Origin of the sequence: Dickeya sp. CFBP 2040, assembly GCF_012273755.1 — a bacterium.
Taxonomy (GTDB): domain Bacteria; phylum Pseudomonadota; class Gammaproteobacteria; order Enterobacterales; family Enterobacteriaceae; genus Dickeya; species Dickeya poaceiphila.
On record NZ_JAAVXH010000088.1, the window covers coordinates 1 to 19755 of the forward strand.

The 19755-nt window shown below is 56.3% G+C and carries 16 protein-coding genes and 1 riboswitch; of the genes, 8 read left to right on the top strand and 8 right to left on the bottom strand.

Features of this window, described 5'->3' with window-relative positions; all coding sequences use genetic code 11:
• Window positions 1-312: 312 nt before the first annotated feature.
• A complete protein-coding gene (gene purH, locus Dpoa2040_RS13485; protein ID WP_168641589.1) occupies window positions 313-1902 on the top strand; it encodes a bifunctional phosphoribosylaminoimidazolecarboxamide formyltransferase/IMP cyclohydrolase in 1590 nt (529 codons plus the stop codon).
• 15 nt (window positions 1903-1917) lie between these two features.
• Entirely contained in the window at window positions 1918-3207 is a 1290-nt protein-coding gene (gene purD, locus Dpoa2040_RS13490; RefSeq protein ID WP_168641590.1) for a phosphoribosylamine--glycine ligase, read from the top strand.
• Window positions 3208-3305: 98 nt separating this feature from the next.
• Here purD and Dpoa2040_RS13495 read toward each other — a convergent pair whose 3' ends face one another.
• The 6 genes from Dpoa2040_RS13495 to nudC form a co-directional block, all read right to left on the bottom strand.
• Window positions 3306-4016: a DUF1481 domain-containing protein gene (locus tag Dpoa2040_RS13495; RefSeq protein ID WP_168641591.1), complete on the bottom strand. Its 711-nt coding sequence runs from the start codon at window positions 4014-4016 to the stop codon at window positions 3306-3308.
• A gap of 4 nt (window positions 4017-4020) precedes the next feature.
• Window positions 4021-4293, bottom strand: a complete 273-nt coding sequence (gene hupA, locus Dpoa2040_RS13500) for a nucleoid-associated protein HU-alpha (RefSeq protein WP_012882985.1) — start codon at window positions 4291-4293, stop codon at window positions 4021-4023.
• Window positions 4294-4480: 187 nt separating this feature from the next.
• Window positions 4481-5071 carry a YjaG family protein gene (locus Dpoa2040_RS13505; RefSeq protein ID WP_168641592.1) on the bottom strand — a complete coding sequence of 197 codons (591 nt, stop codon included), beginning with the start codon at window positions 5069-5071 and terminating at the stop codon, window positions 4481-4483.
• 91 nt (window positions 5072-5162) lie between these two features.
• Complete coding sequence (gene nfi / locus Dpoa2040_RS13510) at window positions 5163-5837, bottom strand: deoxyribonuclease V (protein WP_168641593.1); 675 nt, start codon at window positions 5835-5837, stop codon at window positions 5163-5165.
• A complete protein-coding gene (gene hemE, locus Dpoa2040_RS13515) occupies window positions 5837-6910 on the bottom strand; it encodes a uroporphyrinogen decarboxylase (protein WP_042867849.1) in 1074 nt (357 codons plus the stop codon). The genes nfi and hemE overlap by 1 nt, the downstream gene beginning before the upstream one ends.
• 55 nt (window positions 6911-6965) lie before the next feature.
• On the bottom strand, window positions 6966-7739 hold the full coding sequence (gene nudC, locus Dpoa2040_RS13520) for an NAD(+) diphosphatase (protein WP_168641603.1): 774 nt from the start codon (window positions 7737-7739) through the stop codon (window positions 6966-6968).
• Window positions 7740-7933: 194 nt separating this feature from the next.
• A riboswitch (TPP riboswitch) is annotated at window positions 7934-8049 on the top strand.
• A gap of 137 nt (window positions 8050-8186) precedes the next feature.
• Between nudC and thiC the strand changes: the two genes are divergently transcribed.
• The 6 genes from thiC to thiH are packed head-to-tail and all read left to right on the top strand — an operon-like array spanning window position 8187 to window position 13651.
• Window positions 8187-10148 (top strand): phosphomethylpyrimidine synthase ThiC, encoded by a 1962-nt coding sequence (thiC, locus tag Dpoa2040_RS13525; RefSeq protein ID WP_168641594.1) that lies wholly within the window; start codon window positions 8187-8189, stop codon window positions 10146-10148.
• Entirely contained in the window at window positions 10148-10774 is a 627-nt protein-coding gene (gene thiE / locus Dpoa2040_RS13530) for a thiamine phosphate synthase (RefSeq protein WP_168641595.1), read from the top strand. Before thiC ends, thiE begins: the two co-directional genes overlap by 1 nt.
• A gap of 1 nt (window position 10775) precedes the next feature.
• Window positions 10776-11525, top strand: a complete 750-nt coding sequence (locus Dpoa2040_RS13535; protein ID WP_168641596.1) for a HesA/MoeB/ThiF family protein — start codon at window positions 10776-10778, stop codon at window positions 11523-11525.
• A complete protein-coding gene (gene thiS / locus Dpoa2040_RS13540) occupies window positions 11522-11722 on the top strand; it encodes a sulfur carrier protein ThiS (RefSeq protein WP_168641597.1) in 201 nt (66 codons plus the stop codon). Before Dpoa2040_RS13535 ends, thiS begins: the two co-directional genes overlap by 4 nt.
• A gap of 1 nt (window position 11723) precedes the next feature.
• Window positions 11724-12503, top strand: coding sequence for a thiazole synthase (locus Dpoa2040_RS13545; protein ID WP_168641598.1), 780 nt, complete (start codon window positions 11724-11726; stop codon window positions 12501-12503).
• Window positions 12503-13651, top strand: a complete 1149-nt coding sequence (gene thiH / locus Dpoa2040_RS13550) for a 2-iminoacetate synthase ThiH (protein ID WP_168641599.1) — start codon at window positions 12503-12505, stop codon at window positions 13649-13651. Before Dpoa2040_RS13545 ends, thiH begins: the two co-directional genes overlap by 1 nt.
• Window positions 13652-14082: 431 nt before the next feature.
• Here thiH and Dpoa2040_RS13555 read toward each other — a convergent pair whose 3' ends face one another.
• The gene (locus tag Dpoa2040_RS13555; RefSeq protein ID WP_042867829.1) at window positions 14083-15180 is read right to left on the bottom strand and encodes a DUF1176 domain-containing protein; all 1098 of its coding nucleotides are present in this window, start codon (window positions 15178-15180) and stop codon (window positions 14083-14085) included.
• A gap of 321 nt (window positions 15181-15501) precedes the next feature.
• On the bottom strand, window positions 15502-19725 hold the full coding sequence (gene rpoC / locus Dpoa2040_RS13560; protein WP_042867827.1) for a DNA-directed RNA polymerase subunit beta': 4224 nt from the start codon (window positions 19723-19725) through the stop codon (window positions 15502-15504).
• Between the last annotated feature and the right edge of the window lie 30 nt (window positions 19726-19755).

The window sequence follows — 19755 nt, forward strand, 5'->3', positions numbered from 1 at the left end:
GCGCATTATAGGGTGTTCCTCGCCGACCGCAACCGGTATTTTGGATTAAATCGCACGTTCGCTGCATTCCACAGCAAAAGCGCCACTTATACCTTATTTTGCACAGAGTTATCCACAAGCCAGGCATTTTTTTGAAATTTGGCGAGCATCACGCAAACGTTTTCGCTACAATTCCCCCCCTGATGAATGACACATATCTGTGGGTGCGTTAGCTGAATATTGGCGACTCAATACGTATTTTTCTTTATGTGACTGCCACTATTCACGTAACGCTCTTTAAAGCAAGAACCTAAGTCAGGGGATCAAACCATCATGCACCAACGTCGTCCTATCCGTCGTGCTTTGCTCAGCGTATCTGACAAAGCCGGTATCGTTGAATTTGCCCAGTCTTTGTCACAGCGTGGCATTGAACTGCTCTCTACCGGGGGTACAGCGCGTCTGCTGGCCAACGCGGGTCTGCCGGTAACAGAGGTTTCCGATTACACGGGTTTTCCAGAAATGATGGACGGACGTGTTAAAACCCTGCACCCCAAAGTGCATGGCGGCATTCTGGGCCGCCGTGGTCAGGATGATGCCATCATGACCCAGCACAACATCCAGCCAATCGATATGGTGGTCGTTAATCTCTACCCGTTTGCCCAGACCGTTGCCAAAGCTGACTGTACGCTGGAAGACGCCGTGGAAAATATCGATATCGGTGGCCCCACCATGGTGCGTTCCGCCGCCAAGAACCATAATGATGTGGCTATCGTGGTTAAAAGCAGCGACTACACAGCAATCATCGCAGAGATGGACGCCAACGAAGGTTCTCTGACTTACGAAACCCGTTTTGATCTGGCCATCAAGGCGTTCGAACACACCGCCGCTTACGACTGCATGATAGCCAACTACTTTGGCAGCAAAGTTCCGGCCTATCACAGCGAGACGACCCAACCTTCTGGCCGCTTCCCGCGCACGCTGAACCTGAATTTCATCAAAAAGCAGGATATGCGTTATGGCGAAAACAGCCACCAGCAGGCCGCCTTCTATATAGAAGAGCATGTCTCTGAGGCGTCGGTGGCTACCGCTCAGCAAGTGCAGGGTAAAGCCCTTTCCTACAACAACATCGCCGATACCGATGCCGCGCTGGAATGCGTGAAAGAATTCGCCGAACCAGCCTGCGTCATCGTCAAGCACGCCAACCCCTGCGGCGTGGCGATTGGCGATTCGATTCTGGATGCTTATGAGCGCGCCTACAAAACTGACCCGACTTCAGCGTTCGGCGGCATCATCGCGTTTAACCGCGAACTGGACGAAGCCACTGCGCACGCCATTATCAGTCGTCAGTTTGTGGAAGTGATCATTGCCCCTTCCGCCAGCGAAGCCGCACTGAAAGTTACCGCTGCCAAACAAAACGTACGCGTGCTGACTTGCGGCCAATGGCAACAACGTGTTTCCGGTCTGGATTTCAAACGCGTCAACGGCGGCTTGCTGGTGCAGGATCGCGATCTCGGCATGGTGGATACAGCCCAGTTGCGTGTGGTTACCGAGCGCCAGCCGACGGACTCAGAACTGCGCGATGCCCTGTTTTGCTGGAAAGTGGCGAAATTCGTTAAATCCAATGCGATTGTGTATGCACGCGACAATATGACCATCGGTATTGGCGCCGGTCAGATGAGCCGTGTTTACTCCGCCAAGATCGCTGGCATCAAGGCAGGTGACGAAGGACTGGAAGTACAAGGTTCCGTCATGGCATCCGATGCCTTTTTCCCGTTCCGTGATGGTATTGATGCCGCCGCCACCGTTGGTATCACCTGTGTGATTCAACCGGGCGGTTCCATTCGCGATGACGAAGTCATCGCCGCCGCCAACGAACACGGCATTGCGATGCTGTTTACCGACATGCGCCACTTCCGTCACTAATTCGGGACTATAACGATGAATATATTGATTATTGGTAATGGTGGCCGCGAGCACGCACTGGCCTGGAAAGCAGCCCAGTCTCCGCTGGCAGATAAAGTCTATGTCGCACCGGGTAACGCCGGCACAGCGCTGGAACCCGCGCTGGAAAACGTGAACATCGCCGCGACAGACATCCCGGCGCTGCTGGATTTCGCTCGCCAAAATGCCATTGGTCTGACTATCGTCGGCCCGGAAGCGCCGCTGGTCATCGGTGTGGTAGATGCCTTCCGCGCCGCTGGTTTGAAGATTTTTGGCCCAACACAGGCCGCCGCCCAATTGGAAGGCTCCAAAGCCTTTACCAAGGACTTTCTGGCTCGCCAACGTATTCCAACAGCGGAATACCAAAATTTCACCGAGATTGAACCTGCGCTGGAGTATATCCGTCGCAAAGGTGCACCGATTGTTATCAAAGCAGACGGTCTGGCCGCGGGTAAAGGTGTGATTGTTGCCATGACGCTGGAAGAAGCGGAAAACGCGGCCACCGACATGCTGGCAGGCAATGCGTTTGGCGATGCGGGTCACCGCATCGTGGTCGAAGAGTTTCTGGATGGCGAAGAAGCCAGCTTTATCGTGATGGTGGACGGTGAACACGTATTACCGATGGCGACCAGTCAGGATCACAAACGCGTAGGCGACCAGGATACCGGCCCGAACACCGGCGGCATGGGCGCTTACTCGCCTGCGCCGGTGGTGACGGATGATGTTCACCAACGGGTGATGGAACAGATTATTTGGCCAACCGTGCGCGGCATGGCAGCCGAAGGTCATGTTTATACTGGATTTCTGTACGCGGGCCTGATGATTTCTCCAGATGGTCAGCCGAAGGTGATCGAATTCAACTGCCGTTTCGGCGATCCGGAAACGCAGCCTATCATGCTGCGTCTGAAATCTGATCTGGTGGAGCTGTGTCTGGCAGCGTGCGACGGCAAACTGGATGAGAAAACGTCTGAGTGGGATGTACGCCCGTCATTGGGCGTGGTGCTGGCCGCTGGCGGCTACCCTGCCGATTACCGCACCGGTGATGTCATTTCTGGCCTGCCGACTCAAGACGCAGCCGATGGCAAAGTGTTTCATGCCGGCACCAAGCTGAACGGCGATGATGTGGTCACCAACGGTGGACGCGTGCTGTGTGTAACAGCGCTGGGCCACAGCGTAGCCGAAGCACAACAACGCGCCTACGAACTGGCTAGCCCTATTCGTTGGGAAGGCTGTTTCTGCCGCAGCGATATTGGCTATCGCGCCATTGCACGCGAGCAGAAAGCCTGAGACTAGCGTTCAGACTCAACAAGGGGTCAGCCTGACAGTTGGCCCCTTCGTTCTTCTTGTTTACCGCCCTAGTGTTTACCGCTCATATTGTTCCCTGACTACCACGACTCAGTAGTCGGTTCCCAACGACAAAAATCTGCTTCTGCCACTTGCAACAATTGCGTACCTTCCGGTGACACCAGCCAGGCGATGCTCAGCGGCCCAGCCGCTCGTTCGGCTTGCTGCGCAATCATGGCCAGTGAAGCGCGGTCCAAATCCGGGCGCACCGTTTTCCCGTCGCACGTGGTCACCTGCCCCGCACTCCAGCGCCCCTGAATCAGCGATACTTTACCCGCACGCAGGGAATCGCTCAGCGCCAGCAAACGTCTGGCATCGTACTGATAAAGCGCAATCTCGTCTTCAGACAGCGATTCCCGCCGGTCCGGCAACTGACGCTGCATGTAGCTAACGGTTCCCGCCTGATCAAAACGCAGCCTGACTTCACCCTGTGACGAAGAAGAAGCAGTCTGCCTGACCTCACGCAGCCCCCCCTGCTGGAAGCGATAACGGGTAGTTCTGGATTCTTTCCCCTGCAACGGGCTAAATACCGTCACCAGTGTGGTGAGATGCTGCTGCACGTCGTCTTTACGCCATAACCGCACCACACCACGATCATCCAGGTAGCCGCTGGCGTACACGGCAGGCGCTGAAGGATGAGAGCTACAGGCCGTCAGCCAGCATACCAGCACGGGAGCAACCAACCGGATATGTCGTCTGAAGAAAAGCAAAAGGGGCGAAATCGCCCCTCTGCTTAAACCTTGTATCAACATGCGCTTATTTTACAGCGTCTTTCAGTGCCTTACCGGACACAAACGCAGGCACGTTAGCTGCCGCGATTTTGATTTCTTTACCAGTCTGCGGATTGCGGCCAGTGCGCTCGTTACGATGATTGACTTTGAAAGTACCGAAACCAACTAATTGTACTGCATCACCTTCTTTCAGAGACTCAGTAATCGCTGCCAAAGTCGCTTCCAGAGCAGCTTTAGCCTGGGTCTTGGAAAGGTCAGCTTTGTCAGCAATTACATCAATCAGTTGAGTCTTATTCATAAGTTATCCTTACAGTGTGTTTATCGCTTGCTAAGCATCGAGTGCGACGGAAATGCCATAATAGCACTCTCCTGCATACACGCACCGACAGCCACTTTTATTACGCCCCCCAAATGTAGACCAGACAGGGTGCGGATGTGAAGCCTAAAGACAGGCCATTTCAGGCCTTAAATCACGTTTTATCGCGTTATTGATACAAATTTATCCCAATGTTGCTGACTCCGGCTTCGCGCAGGTCGGCGCGCAAGCCTTTTATCAGCTCAAGATCGCGTTCTTCGCAGTCCGCCAGCAGGCGGAAAATCTCCCACTGGATGTCCCATTCTTCTTCAACAGCAGGCAGATTCTTCAATTCTTCATCAGTCATTTCCCGACCTGCCTGAGTCATTTCCAGCATCGCCACGCTACGAATCGATGTTTCGCTAATGGTTACTGCATGTTCCAGCGTTTCACCACTCAGACGCGAATGCAGCAGTTCACTCAGGGCAACGCAAGCGTCAATAGCAGGGTATACGCCATAAATGTCGTAGTCATCCGCGACGGGAATCGCATCTTCCAGCTTTTCCAATTGACTATCGAAATTGACCCTGGCGTCCTTCACGACCAGTGTTTCCCATACCAGATCCAGTATGCGGCGGTAAAGTTGTGCGTCCCCAAAATCGGTCTGCTGGCAGAACTCATGATAGTTGGGGTACATACGTTCACAAAGGCAGGCCATAAAGGTGACATGTTGCCAGCTTGCCAGCTTTTCCAGACGCAAATGAATAGGGTTACGTAACATCGTTTATCTCAAAATAATGGGCGGCAAGTGTAACGAAAATCACCAAACCGCCATATGCCTGAATTCCTAAAGTTTCCTGCCCGGCATTATCCTACAGCCCGACCTCACGTTGCCAGCGTTGAAACGTCGGACGGTTGGATGCTACCGCATCCGCCCAGCGGGTAGGCTCCGGCAGACGATACCCGTTCATACAGCGCATCACCCACTGTAACGCGCTGTCGGTACCAACACGGTGGCCGGTGGAGACAAACAGCGGGTTGCAACGCGCCTTGCTGCGCCATACCCAGCCAATCTGCTCATCCCGGTCCAGCAACGGCTGGCGGCTGCCTGCCGCGTCCGCCAGCAGTGAGAACTGCCCGCACAACCGGCGTTTGGCAACGCCAATCGTCGGCACATTGACCAGCAGGCCAAAATGGCTGGCAACCCCCAGACGACGAGGATGAGACACGCCATGCCCATCGACAAACAGCAAATCTGGCCGGTGTTGCAACTGCTCCCACGCCGCCAGCAGCGCCGGATATTCACGAAACGACAAAAAACCGGGGATATAAGGCATGACGGTTGGAATGCGGGCAATCTGGTATTCCACCAGTTGCAGCGATGGATAAGCCAGCACCGCCAGCGCAGCGCGGGTTACCGCGCCTTTCTGTTCGAAACCGACATCCGCACCGGCAATCAGCGTCGGCTGTTCAAAAGGTATATCGTCGTAACGCACCACCAATGCGGCTTTATCACATTGCTCGGCGCGTAACGCCTGCATATCCATCAGGCCATATCCTGATGATAGGGTGCAGATAACCGGTGTACGGCCTCGACGAAAACGCCGGCATGTTCCGGCGGCACATCCTGATGAATACCATGCCCCAGATTAAACACATGACCGTTGCCAGCGCCGAACCCGGCCAAAATGGTAGCGACTTCCTGTTCAATACGAGCCGGCGGTGCGTACAGCATGGACGGGTCCATATTGCCCTGCAACGCGACTCTGTCTCCCACACGACGCCGTGCGTCGGCAATGTCAGTCGTCCAGTCCAATCCCAGCGCGTCGCAGCCGGTATCCGCCATCGCTTCCAGCCACTGACCGCCGCCTTTGGTAAACAAGGTAACCGGCACCCGGCGCCCATCATTTTCACGCAACAGGCCATCGACAATTTTGTGCATATAGTGCAATGAGAATTCGCGGTAATCCGCCCCGCTCAGTGCGCCGCCCCAGGTATCAAAAATCATCACCGCCTGCGCGCCAGCACGAATCTGAGCGTTGAGGTAGAGCGTCACGCTGTTCGCCAGCTTGTCCAGCAGCAGATGCAGCGTACGCGGCTCGGCAAACATCATTTTTTTGATGACGGTAAAGGCTTTACTGCTGCCACCTTCAACCATATACGTCGCCAACGTCCATGGGCTGCCGGAAAAACCAATTAGCGGCACCGCACCGGCCAGATTGCGGCGAATCGTCCGCACCGCGTCCATTACGTAGCCCAGTTCCAGCTCCGGGTCAGGCAGCGGCAACTTTTCCACGTCGGCATGGCAAGTCACTGGCGATGTGAAGCGCGGCCCTTCGCCCGCTTCAAAATAGAGCCCCAACCCCATGGCGTCCGGCACGGTGAGAATATCGGAAAACAGGATGGCGGCATCCAGATTGTAGCGACGCAGCGGCTGCAACGTGACTTCGCAGGCCAGTTCAGCATTCTTGCACAGCGACATGAAATCACCCGCTTGCGAACGGGTCGCACGATATTCCGGCAGGTAGCGCCCCGCCTGACGCATCATCCATACTGGGGTGACATCCACGGGCTGGCGCAACAGAGCACGTAAATAGCGATCATTTTTCAGATCAGTCATGGTCTTTTCCTTGTAACGCCTGCTGGCAGGCATGATTGTCGCTGGCGATGACCGATCAGCTATCGGCCTCGCGGCACAGTACGACCGTGTCTTCAATCAGACGCCGTGCTACCGTACCCGGCGGCGGCAATTCAGGCAAGCAATCATAACGGAACCAGTTGGCATCACGCAGTTCAGAGGGATCATGCTTCACCTCACCGCCGTCATAGTCAGCCATGAACGCCATCATCAGCGAATGCGGGAATGGCCAGGGCTGCGAACAGACATAACGCAGGTTTTTAACGCGAATATGGCTCTCTTCCAGGACCTCCCGCGCTACCGCCTGCTCCAGCGTTTCCCCCACTTCGACAAAACCGGCCAGCGCAGTGTACATATTGCCTTTGTGGCGCAGATGCTGCGCCAGCAAAATCTTTTCGTGATGGCGAATCGCCACAATCACACAAGGGGCAATTTGCGGATAGTAGCGCTCTTTGCAGTGCGAACACAGGCAGGCCAGTTCGGTGGTGCTGGCAGACATCTCATGACCGCAGTAGCCGCAAAACCGGTGCGAACGATAGAACTCCGCCAGTTGCACCGCGCGGCCCGCCAACTGAAACAGCCCTGCATCCTGACTCAGCAGTTGACGCACCGATCCCATATCAGTCTTCTTATCCTGCAACACCAGCCATACCGGTTCTCCCTGCCACTCGCCTACCTGACGGGCAGCGTGCTGCTGCAACTGCCACTGCGCTGCCGTTCCTTGCGGTAACTCGCCCTGAGGCAGCCAAATCTGATGACGGTGATATACCACCCACCACCCGCTTTCTTCACCCTTCAGCGTCAATTCCATCACTTTTATCGCCCCGCTTATTGCCTGCTAGCCTGTTACGATAGCCAAAAATTCTGTCCGGCATTATCCGGCGTGGGTGAAGCCTTGGCAATGCGCTTTCAGGGTAAGCGCATTGCCCAGTTGATGTTCGACCATTGACGCCACGCCGCTACAACGCATAGAGTGTTGATGTTTTACGCCCCCCCTCAAGGGGTCCTATCTTGTCGGAGTGCCCAACACGTCTGATGGCGCGTGGGCTGAGACCGTTAATTCGGGATCCGCGGAACCTGATCAGGTTAATACCTGCGAAGGGAACAAGAGTAATGATATCGCCACCCCACCATTCATGCAGGGGAACGCGCAACCATCAGGGCAACACGCCCTCTGCCGTTGCCAGCCAACATCCGGCGATTACTCCCTCCGAACTCCAGACAAGCAATCTTCCCATTTAATGAACAGGAACTTGCTATGTCTACCGAATCCAAACTGTCCACGGAGCTGATGGCTTCCGGAGAAAAAACACCGTCTGGTCGTCGTGAACAACGTGCTGCCGCTCAACAGTTTATCGATACGCTGCGCGGCTCAACCTTCCCAAACTCACAGCGGATTTATCTGACCGGCTCACGCCCGGATATTCGCGTCCCGATGCGGGAAATCCAGCTAAGCCCAACGCTGATAGGTGGTAGCCGCGACAACCCGCGCTATGAACCGAACGAAGCGGTGCCGGTTTATGACACCGCCGGGCCTTACGGCGACCCGGTCAGCACGCCGGACGTACATCACGGACTCAGCAAACTGCGCGCCGGCTGGATTGCAGAACGCGACGACACGCAAGCATTACCACGAGCCAGCTCTGACTTTACCCAGCAGCGGCTGGCGGATCTCGGCCTTGCTCACCTGCGTTTTGAACATCTGCCACACCCCATACGTGCCAAAACGGGGCGTCGCGTCACCCAGTTGCATTACGCCCGTCAGGGCATCATCACGCCGGAGATGGAATTCATCGCCATCCGTGAAAATATGGGGCGTGAACGTATTCGCGGCGAGGTTCTGCGCCAGCAGCATCCGGGCCACAGTTTTGGCGCGTTGCTGCCGGACGACATCACACCGGAATTCGTGCGTCAGGAAGTTGCGGTCGGGCGGGCGATTATCCCTGCCAACATCAATCATCCCGAATCAGAACCGATGATCATTGGCCGCAATTTTCTGGTGAAGGTGAACGCCAATATCGGCAACTCTGCGGTGACCTCTTCGATTGAGGAAGAAGTCGAGAAACTGGTGTGGGCAACCCGTTGGGGTGCGGACACCGTGATGGACTTATCCACCGGGCGTTATATTCATGAAACCCGCGAGTGGATTCTGCGCAACAGCCCGGTGCCAATCGGCACAGTGCCGATTTATCAGGCGCTGGAAAAGGTTAACGGCATCGCGGAAAACCTGAGCTGGGAACTGTTCCGCGACACACTGCTGGAACAGGCGGAACAGGGGGTGGACTACTTCACCATTCACGCCGGCGTACTACTACGCTACGTGCCGATGACCGCCAAACGCCTGACCGGCATTGTGTCGCGCGGCGGTTCCATCATGGCGAAATGGTGCCTGTCGCACCATCAGGAAAACTTCCTCTACCAGCACTTCCGTGAAATTTGCGAAATCTGTGCCGCCTATGACGTCGCGCTGTCGCTGGGCGACGGCCTGCGCCCCGGTTCGATTCAGGATGCCAACGACGAAGCACAGTTTGCTGAACTGCACACGCTGGGGGAACTGACTAAGGTCGCCTGGGAATACGATGTGCAAGTGATGATCGAAGGCCCCGGTCATGTGCCGATGCAGATGATCCGCCGCAACATGACCGAAGAGCTGGAACACTGCCATGAAGCACCGTTCTACACGCTGGGCCCGCTCACCACAGATATCGCGCCGGGCTATGACCACTTTACGTCAGGTATCGGCGCGGCGATGATCGGCTGGTTCGGCTGCGCCATGCTGTGCTACGTCACCCCGAAAGAACATCTCGGCCTGCCGAACAAAAACGACGTCAAACAAGGGCTGATCGCCTACAAGATAGCCGCCCACGCCGCCGATCTGGCGAAGGGCCACCCCGGCGCGCAAATCCGCGACAACGCCATGTCCAAGGCACGCTTTGAATTCCGCTGGGAAGACCAGTTCAATCTGGCACTGGACCCGGAAACCGCCCGTGCCTACCACGATGAAACCCTGCCGCAGGAATCCGGCAAGGTGGCACATTTCTGCTCAATGTGCGGACCGAAATTCTGCTCGATGAAGATTACACAGGAAGTACGCGACTACGCCGCCCGTCAGGAAGCGCAACCGGTGGATGCCGGTATGGCGCAAATGTCCGCCGAATTCCGCGCACGCGGTAGCGAGCTGTACCACACCGCTACCAGCCTGCCGCAGGAGGAACGCTGATGAACCGTGCGTTTCCTGCCACCGACGCCCAACTGGGGCTTTATCCTGTGGTCGATAGCGTAGCGTGGATAGAACGCCTGCTGAGCGCGGGGGTTCGCACTCTCCAGCTACGCATTAAAGACCAGCCAGCGGAACAGGACATCATCCGGGCAATCGCGCTTGGCCGTCAGTATCAGGCCCGGCTGTTCATCAACGATTACTGGCAACTAGCGGTGAAGCATCAGGCGTACGGCGTACATCTGGGTCAGGAGGATCTCGATACTGCCGATCTGGCGGCGATCCACGCCGCCGGGCTACGTCTGGGCGTGTCTACCCATAACGATGCTGAACTGGCACGTGCCGTCGCCCTGTCGCCGTCTTACATCGCACTGGGCCATATTTTCCCGACCCAGACCAAAGCCATGCCATCGGCACCACAAGGTCTGGTGGAGTTGGCCCGTCATATTCGCGCGTTGAACGGGCGCTTTCCCACCGTCGCTATCGGCGGTATCAGCATTGACCGGGTACCCGCCGTGCTGGAAACCGGGGTCGGCAGCATTGCCGTGGTCAGCGCCATCACACAGGCCGCTGACTGGCGCGCCGCGACCGCGACGTTACTGCAATTGATCGAAGGACGGGAGGCATAACATGCTCGATGATCAGGCATTTATGCGCTACAGCCGCCAGTTGTTGCTGGAAGATATCGGCCAGGAAGGACAACAGAAACTGGCGGCAGTCAGGGTGTTGCTGGTGGGACTGGGCGGACTGGGATCGCCGGCGGCGCTCTATCTGGCGGCAGCCGGCGTCGGCACGCTGCTGCTGGCAGACCACGACACCCTGCACCTCTCCAATCTGCAACGGCAGATTCTCTACCGCAGCGCTCACCTGTCACGCCCCAAAACGGAGCTGGCCCGTCACGCGCTGGAAGCCATCAACCCACTGGTGAAAACCGTCGCGCTGACCACCCGACTTGAAGGCGAATCGCTGACAACCGCGGTGGCGCAAGCCGATCTGGTGCTGGACTGCTGCGACAACATGACCACCCGTCATGCGGTCAATGCCGCCTGCGTCGCGGCACAAAAACCGCTGATTAGCGCTAGCGCGGTGGGATTCAGCGGCCAGTTGCTGGTGCTGACGCCGCCTTACCCACACGGCTGCTACGCCTGCCTCTACCCGGACGCCACGGAACCTCGACGCAACTGCCGCACCGCCGGTGTACTCGGCCCGGTGGTCGGTGTGATGGGCACCTTACAGGCGCTGGAAGCGCTCAAACTGCTGTGCGGATTACCCTCACCACTGGACGGCAAATTACGTCTGTTCGATGCACGCCAGCAGCAATGGACCACGCTGCAACTGGCACGATCAGCGACCTGTCCGGTATGTGGAGGGCAGGCATGAAAATCCGGCTCAACGATGAGGTTATCGAACTGCATAGTGAGTTGACCGTCGCACAACTGCTTGAGCAGTTGAACCGGCTACAGCCCGGCACGGCGCTGGCCATCAATCACACCATCATCCCACGTGATAACTGGGCGCAACATATCGTGCGGGATGGTGATGACATTTTATTGTTTCAGGCGATCGCTGGAGGTTGAGATGCTGAAGATTGCAGATACAACGTTTACGTCCCGGTTATTAACCGGCACCGGCAAGTTTGCCAGCGCACAACGGATGCAGGATGCACTGCACGCCTCCGGCTCACAACTAGTCACGCTGGCAATGAAACGGGTGGATTTGAAAGGCGGCAGCGATGCCATTCTGGCACCGCTGCGCGAGTTGGGCGTACAGCTGCTGCCCAATACCTCCGGTGCCAAAACCGCCGAGGAAGCGGTGTTTGCCGCCCGACTGGCGCGTGAAGCGCTGGGCACGCACTGGGTGAAACTGGAAATCCACCCGGACATGAAATACCTGCTGCCCGACCCGGTGGAAACGCTAAAAGCCGCCGAACAACTGGTGAAAGACGGCTTTGTGGTACTGCCCTACTGCGGTGCCGACCCGGTGTTGTGCAAACGGCTGGAAGACGCCGGTTGTGCCGCGGTGATGCCGCTCGGCGCACCCATTGGTTCTAATCAGGGGCTGCAAACGCGTGACTTCCTGCGCATCATCATCGAGCAGGCGCGGGTACCGGTAGTTGTGGATGCTGGCATTGGCGCTCCCAGCCATGCGGCAGAAGCCATCGAACTGGGTGCCGATGCGGTACTGGTTAATACCGCTATCGCCGTGGCACGTGACCCGGTGCAGATGGCGCACGCCTTCCGACTGGCGGTGGACGCCGGTGCCATTGCCCGTCAGGCTGGTCTGGGTAGCCGCCGGCACCTCGCCAGCGCCACCAGCCCACTGACCGGCTTTCTGCAACATACGGAGACCGCCGACTGATGGATATCCACTCTCAATCGCCGTTGTTTGAACACCGCTGGCAACTGTTGGAATGGCATGACCTGACCCTGCGCATCAACAGTAAAACCGACGCTGACGTAGAGCGGGCGCTGTGCGCTGATCGGCCCACGCGCGACGATATGATGGCGTTGCTGTCGCCTGCTGCCAGTCGCTGGCTGGAACCGCTGGCCCAGCGGGCGCAACAACTGACGCGCCAGCGTTTTGGCAACACCGTCGGTTTCTATGTGCCGCTGTACCTTTCCAACCTGTGCGCCAACGACTGTACCTATTGTGGTTTCTCCATGAGTAACCATCTCAAACGCAAGACGCTCAATGAGCAGGAAATCCAGCGTGAGTGCGAGGCCATCAAGGCGCTGGGGTTCGATCACCTGCTGCTGGTGACCGGTGAACACCAGCGCAAAGTGGGAATGGACTATTTTCGCCAGATGTTGCCGTTAATTCGCCCACAATTCAGCTCACTGATGATGGAAGTGCAGCCGCTGTCGCAGGCGGAGTATGTCGAACTGAAAACCCTCGGTCTGGATGGGGTGCTGGTGTATCAGGAAACCTATCATGCAGCGACCTATGCCCGCCACCACCTGCGCGGCCAAAAACAGGATTTCGCCTGGCGACTGACGACGCCAGACAGGCTGGGGCGCGCCGGCATCGACAAGATCGGGCTGGGGGCGCTGATTGGGCTGTCCGACAGCTGGCGCACCGACTGCTACATGATGGCCGAGCACCTGCTGTATTTACAGCAAACCTACTGGCAAAGCCGCTACTCGGTGTCGTTCCCGCGTCTGCGCCCTTGTGCCGGCGGCATCGAACCCGCCTCGCTGATGGATGAAGCGCAACTGACGCAGGTGATTTGCGCCTTCCGGCTGCTGGCACCCGATGTGGAACTGTCGCTCTCTACCCGCGAATCACCGTTCTTCCGCGACCACATGATTCCGATTGCCATCAACAACGTCAGCGCGTTTTCCAAAACCCAACCGGGCGGCTACGCCGATGACCACCCGGAACTGGAACAATTCACCCCGCACGACAATCGCCGCCCGCAAGACGTGGCCGACGCCCTGACTCAGGCGGGGTTGCAACCAGTGTGGAAAGACTGGGACGGTTATCTGGGAAGGCCGACGACAGGCTGACTTACGCGTGCCTACTATACTCGGCTTCAAAAACACTCGGCTTCAAGCTACTGGGAAGATTAGGAGTATCACTGGTTTAGCGGCATCTGAACCGCAACCCGCTAAACCGTCGCCTCACCCGTCCCCGTTGCCAGCGTATGATCAACGGCGCTGCCTATCCTCTCTAGCGCCCAAACGATAGTGAATAGAGCAACGCAGCAATAAGGCAGACGATGCGAGACAACGCGCAGAAAAAGGTAATGGATACAAAGAGAGAACGATAGCCTGCGTACCACCACGCACATCACCAAACAGCCCGTCGCCAGGCCTGGCGGATGGTTGCTACAGTGCACGGGCTGATACAGCCGGAACCGAAGTCAACCATCGGTTCCGCCACCTACTGGTCAGCGTGGGAGAGAGAAAACCACGCTGGCTGTCAATATCGTGTCGGGCTACTCGGTCGGGTAGCCCGGCATCGCCCATACGGACGGCCAGTCTCCCGGCTGCCCACCGTTACATTCCGGCTGATAATTATAAGCCACAAGCTGGAAGGTTTTACCGTCAAACACCCATTGCGCGCTTTCACCGCAGTCGGCGATACCCCGCCCTTTCGCGGCGTGATACAACATACCGCTTTCCGGGTCATAGTCCACTTCGGTAAACCAGCGGATTTTTTCTTCACGGCTCTCCACCGTACGAATAGGTCTTGGCAGTTCCAGCAACTGCGCCGCCTGTGGGTTATTACGTGGAGTAACAAATAACATACTGGAGGACTGATAAGCCCCCATACCACAATTCAGCATCACCAGCGCCAAATCATTGGTCAGTGGTTCAGCCTCACTCAACTGACGGGCTTCTTTGCTCAGCCCACAGTCTTCCTCTTCCAGCAAGGTTTTTTTGGCATTAATTACGGCGTTAATCAACACCTTGGTATTGGTCAGAGGCGGCGGTTGGGTATAAGCTGGGCTGATTTCCTGTCCCATCGGCACCGGTGGCACCTGCGCCACGTCACCGTCGCCGACCTGCAACAACGCGCTGCGGTTATTAAGTCGCCCTTGCCGCTCATCTGCCAGCAATAACGCCGCATTCAGGCCATTGAGCGAGATGGATTCTTCCTGATTATTACTCTGACCGCCGCCATGCTCCGACAGCGACAACCGTTTGGCGTTCTTCGCCGCCAGTACAAACTGCTGGATCACAGCCAGTTGATCGGTATGGACGTAGAATGCGCCCTCTTCCTCGTCGGTTTGCCAGTCAGGCTGCGTCAACGCAAAACGTACTCCATCCAGATACAGCGCCTGGCGCTTATCAGCCAGATCGAAGTCCAATGAGACCTTGCCCCTGGCACCTGCTTCACGCTTTAGCGTCACACGCAGATACGGGTCATTGTTCCTGATGTCGCAATCATTCAGGTTATTACAGGTAATCTGCCAGTGCCTGAACACCTTCTGCACTGGAGCCGGATAACCAGAAGGCATCTCGCTGGCGCTGAACGCACTGCCAGACAACAAAACCAGAATGATACCTGAAAGCGTTGTGTTAAATCGCATCGGACATTCCTTATGAAACTTCCATGCTGATGTTATAACGCAATTATGTCTTTTCCCCGCATCCAAAAAAACGCTGAAAGCGTTTTTTAACGTCACCCGTGACGGCCCGTAGGGTGAGTTCCGCCGTCAGGTGGAACGAATCATAAAACGCTGAAAGCGTTTTTTAACGTCGCCTGCGACGGCCCGTAGGGTTAGTTCCGCAACAAACTATTGTTAAACAATCACGGTCATTAATAAAAGATCCCCATGTTAAATGAGAATATAAAAAAAACCGCACCTTATCGCTAAGGTACGGTTTTTTATTATCGGTGAAAGTGACGATTATTCGTCGTCGCTACCACCCAGACCAGCATTCAGCAGCTCAGCCAGGTTGGCAGACGCTTCTTCGGCACTGACCTGCGGTGCAACCGGCAGTTCACCTGCCTGACGGCGACGCATACGATCCTGATGATACGCATAACCCGTACCAGCCGGGATCAGACGGCCCACGATGACGTTTTCTTTCAGGCCGCGCAGCTCATCACGTTTACCCGCAACCGCCGCTTCCGTCAGTACGCGGGTCGTTTCCTGGAACGATGCCGCGGAGATGAAGGATTCGGTAGCCAGAGACGCCTTGGTGATACCCAGCAGATCACGGCTGTAGGTAGCCGAAATCTTGCCATCCGCTTCCAACTGACGATTGGCGATCTTGATACGCGACATTTCCACCTGCTCGCCTTCCAGGAACTCGGAGCTACCCGGATTGACGATGGTGCCTTTACGCAGCATCTGACGAACGATAACCTCAATGTGTTTATCGTTAATCTTAACGCCCTGCAGTCGGTAAACTTCCTGCACTTCGTTAACAATGTAGCGGGTCACCGCGTGTACGCCACGCAAACGCAGGATATCGTGCGGAGACTCAGGACCGTCGGAGATCACATCGCCGCGTTCCACGCGTTCACCTTCGAACACGTTGAGCTGACGCCATTTCGGAATCATCTCTTCGTATGGTTCGCTGCCATCAACCGGCGTGATCACCAGGCGGCGTTTACCTTTGGTTTCTTTACCGAAGGATACCACGCCACTGATTTCTGCCAGAATCGCCGGCTCTTTCGGGCGACGGGCTTCGAACAGGTCAGCAACGCGCGGCAGACCACCGGTAATATCCTTGGTACCGCCGGACTCCTGCGGAATACGCGCCAGGGTATCACCCGCACCGATCTGTGCACCGTCCTCCAACTGAACAATCGCTTTACCTGGCAGGAAGTACTGCGCCGGCATATCGGTACCCGGAATCAGTACGTCATTACCGTTGGCATCAACGATTTTCAGCGCCGGACGCAAGTCTTTACCACCACCGGTACGTTCTGCACTATCCAGAACCACAATGGAGGACAGACCGGTCAGTTCGTCGGTCTGACGCGTAATCGTCTGGCCGTCGATCATATCGGTGAAGCGAATGCTACCGCCCACTTCGGTGATAACCGGCATGGTATGCGGGTCCCAGTTCGCGACGGTTTCACCGCCGGCGACATCGTCACCGTTACCTTTCGCCATGACTGCACCGTAAGGCACTTTATAGCTTTCTTTGGTACGACCGAATTCGTCGATCAGCTTCAGCTCGGTGTTACGTGAAGTAATCACCAGTTTACCGGCGCTGTTCATAACGAACTTAGCGTTGCTCAGTTTCAGGCTACCTTTGTTTTTCACCTGAATACTGGATTCTGCTGCCGCACGCGATGCCGCACCACCGATGTGGAACGTACGCATCGTCAGCTGAGTACCCGGTTCACCGATGGACTGCGCCGCGATAACCCCGATAGCCTCGCCTTTGTTGATGATATGACCACGTGCCAGGTCACGACCATAGCACTTGGCGCACACGCCGAAGTCGGTTTCACAACCTACTACCGAGCGTACTTTCACTGCATCGACCGAGTTTTCTTCTAACAGGTCACACCATTTTTCGTTCAGCAGCGTATTGCGCGGAACCAGAATGTCTGCGGTGCCCGGTTTCAGCACGTCTTCTGCCGTCACACGGCCCAGTACGCGCTCACGCAGCGGCTCTTTCACGTCGCCGCCTTCGATAACCGGCGTCATCATGATGCCTTCGTGGGTGCCGCAATCGTCCTCGGTCACCACCAGGTCCTGCGCCACGTCAACCAGACGACGCGTCAGGTAACCGGAGTTCGCCGTTTTCAGCGCGGTATCCGCCAGACCTTTACGCGCACCGTGCGTGGAGATGAAGTACTGGAGTACGTTCAGACCTTCACGGAAGTTCGCGGTGATCGGCGTTTCGATGATGGAGCCGTCCGGCTTCGCCATCAGACCACGCATCCCTGCCAGCTGACGAATCTGTGCAGCAGAACCACGCGCACCGGAGTCGGCCATCATAAAGATGCTGTTGAAGGACACCTGTTTCTCTTCTTCGCCGTTACGGTTGATAACGGTTTCGGTAGAGAGGTTTTCCATCATCGCCTTAGCCACGCGCTCGTTAGCCGCAGCCCAGATATCGATAACTTTGTTGTAGCGTTCGCCCGCGGTTACCAGACCAGACTGGAACTGCTCCTGAATCTCGGCAACTTCGGCTTCCGCTTCGCTGATGATTTCCACTTTCTTCGCCGGGATCACCATATCGTCGATACCAACGGAAGAACCGGAACGCGCCGCGTAAGCAAAACCGGTGTACATGATCTGGTCGGCAAAGATAACCGTCGGTTTCAGACCCAGCACGCGGTAGCAGGTGTTCAGCATCTTGGAGATAGCTTTCTTACCCAGCGCCTGATTGACGATGGAATAAGGCAGACCTTTCGGCACGATCATCCACAGAATCGCACGACCTACGGTAGTGTCGATCAGGCTGGTTTTCTGCGTCCACTCGCCCTGCGCATTCTTCTGATGCTCGGTAATACGTACTTTTACGCGAGCGTGCAGCGAAGCCAGACCGGCACGATAAATACGCTCTGCTTCTTTCGGACCGGTCAGCACCATGCCTTCGCCTTTGGCGTTAACACAGTCACGGGTCATGTAGTACAGACCCAGCACCACGTCCTGAGACGGAACGATGATCGGCTCGCCGTTCGCCGGCGACAGAATGTTGTTGGTGGACATCATCAGCGCACGCGCTTCGAGCTGGGCTTCCAGCGTCAACGGTACGTGAACGGCCATCTGGTCACCGTCGAAGTCGGCGTTATATGCCGCACACACCAGCGGGTGCAACTGAATCGCTTTACCTTCGATCAGAACCGGTTCGAACGCCTGAATACCCAGACGGTGCAGGGTCGGCGCACGGTTCAGCAGTACCGGGTGCTCGCGGATAACTTCATCCAGGATATCCCATACCACTGCTTCTTCACGCTCAACCATTTTCTTGGCGGCTTTGATGGTGGTAGCAAGACCACGCAGTTCCAGCTTGCCGTAGATGAACGGTTTGAACAGTTCCAGCGCCATTTTCTTCGGCAGACCGCACTGATGCAGACGCAGGTACGGACCTACGGTAATAACGGAACGACCGGAGTAGTCCACGCGCTTACCGAGTAGGTTCTGACGGAAACGCCCCTGCTTACCTTTGATCATATCGGCCAAAGATTTCAGCGGACGCTTGTTGGAACCAGTGATGGCACGACCACGACGACCGTTATCCAGCAACGCATCTACCGCTTCCTGCAACATACGTTTTTCGTTACGTACGATGATATCGGGAGCAGCCAGATCCAGCAGACGTTTCAAACGGTTGTTACGGTTGATCACACGGCGGTACAGATCGTTCAGATCGGAGGTCGCGAAACGACCGCCATCCAGCGGCACCAGCGGACGCAGATCCGGCGGCAGCACCGGCAGCACGGTCAGGATCATCCACTCCGGCTTGTTGCCGGACTGCACGAACGCTTCCAGCAGCTTGATGCGTTTGGTCAGTTTCTTACGTTTGGTCTCGGAGTTGGTTTCGTTCAGCTCTTCACGCAGCTGTTCGCATTCCTGCTCCAGATCCATGTTTTTCAGCAGAGCCTGAATAGCCTCGGCACCCATTTTGGCGTCGAATTCGTCACCGAACTCTTCCAGCGCGTCCAGATATTGTTCTTCGGTCAGGATCTGGCGGCGTTCCAGGTTGGTCATCCCGCCTTCAACTACCACGTAAGATTCGAAGTACAGTACACGTTCGATATCACGCAGCGGCATATCCAGCAGTAAGCCGATACGGGACGGCAGCGATTTCAAAAACCAGATGTGAGCGGTCGGAGACGCCAGCTCAATGTGGCCCATGCGCTCACGACGCACTTTGGTCTGGGTCACTTCAACGCCGCACTTCTCACAAATTACGCCACGGTGTTTCAGGCGCTTGTACTTACCGCACAAGCACTCATAGTCTTTTACCGGCCCGAAGATACGGGCGCAGAACAGACCGTCACGTTCCGGTTTGAACGTACGGTAGTTAATGGTTTCCGGCTTTTTAACTTCACCAAAAGACCAGGAACGGATCATGTCTGGCGAGGCCAGCGCAATTTTGATCGCATCAAACTCTTCGGTTTTAGTTTGCGCTTTCAGAAACTTTAATAAGTCTTTCACGGATTGGCTCCTGTCGGAGTTAGACCTGTC

Excerpts from the sequence above, each read along its gene's own strand:
- purH (WP_168641589.1), top strand. The coding sequence starts at position 313 with ATGCACCAACGTCGTCCTATCCGTCGTGCTTTGCTCAGCGTATCTGAC.
- purD (WP_168641590.1), top strand. The coding sequence starts at position 1,918 with ATGAATATATTGATTATTGGTAATGGTGGCCGCGAGCACGCACTGGCC.
- Dpoa2040_RS13495 (WP_168641591.1), bottom strand. The coding sequence starts at position 4,016 with ATGTTGATACAAGGTTTAAGCAGAGGGGCGATTTCGCCCCTTTTGCTT.
- hupA (WP_012882985.1), bottom strand. The coding sequence starts at position 4,293 with ATGAATAAGACTCAACTGATTGATGTAATTGCTGACAAAGCTGACCTT.
- Dpoa2040_RS13505 (WP_168641592.1), bottom strand. The coding sequence starts at position 5,071 with ATGTTACGTAACCCTATTCATTTGCGTCTGGAAAAGCTGGCAAGCTGG.
- nfi (WP_168641593.1), bottom strand. The coding sequence starts at position 5,837 with ATGGATATGCAGGCGTTACGCGCCGAGCAATGTGATAAAGCCGCATTG.
- hemE (WP_042867849.1), bottom strand. The coding sequence starts at position 6,910 with ATGACTGATCTGAAAAATGATCGCTATTTACGTGCTCTGTTGCGCCAG.
- nudC (WP_168641603.1), bottom strand. The coding sequence starts at position 7,739 with ATGGAATTGACGCTGAAGGGTGAAGAAAGCGGGTGGTGGGTGGTATAT.
- thiC (WP_168641594.1), top strand. The coding sequence starts at position 8,187 with ATGTCTACCGAATCCAAACTGTCCACGGAGCTGATGGCTTCCGGAGAA.
- thiE (WP_168641595.1), top strand. The coding sequence starts at position 10,148 with ATGAACCGTGCGTTTCCTGCCACCGACGCCCAACTGGGGCTTTATCCT.
- Dpoa2040_RS13535 (WP_168641596.1), top strand. The coding sequence starts at position 10,776 with ATGCTCGATGATCAGGCATTTATGCGCTACAGCCGCCAGTTGTTGCTG.
- thiS (WP_168641597.1), top strand. The coding sequence starts at position 11,522 with ATGAAAATCCGGCTCAACGATGAGGTTATCGAACTGCATAGTGAGTTG.
- Dpoa2040_RS13545 (WP_168641598.1), top strand. The coding sequence starts at position 11,724 with ATGCTGAAGATTGCAGATACAACGTTTACGTCCCGGTTATTAACCGGC.
- thiH (WP_168641599.1), top strand. The coding sequence starts at position 12,503 with ATGGATATCCACTCTCAATCGCCGTTGTTTGAACACCGCTGGCAACTG.
- Dpoa2040_RS13555 (WP_042867829.1), bottom strand. The coding sequence starts at position 15,180 with ATGCGATTTAACACAACGCTTTCAGGTATCATTCTGGTTTTGTTGTCT.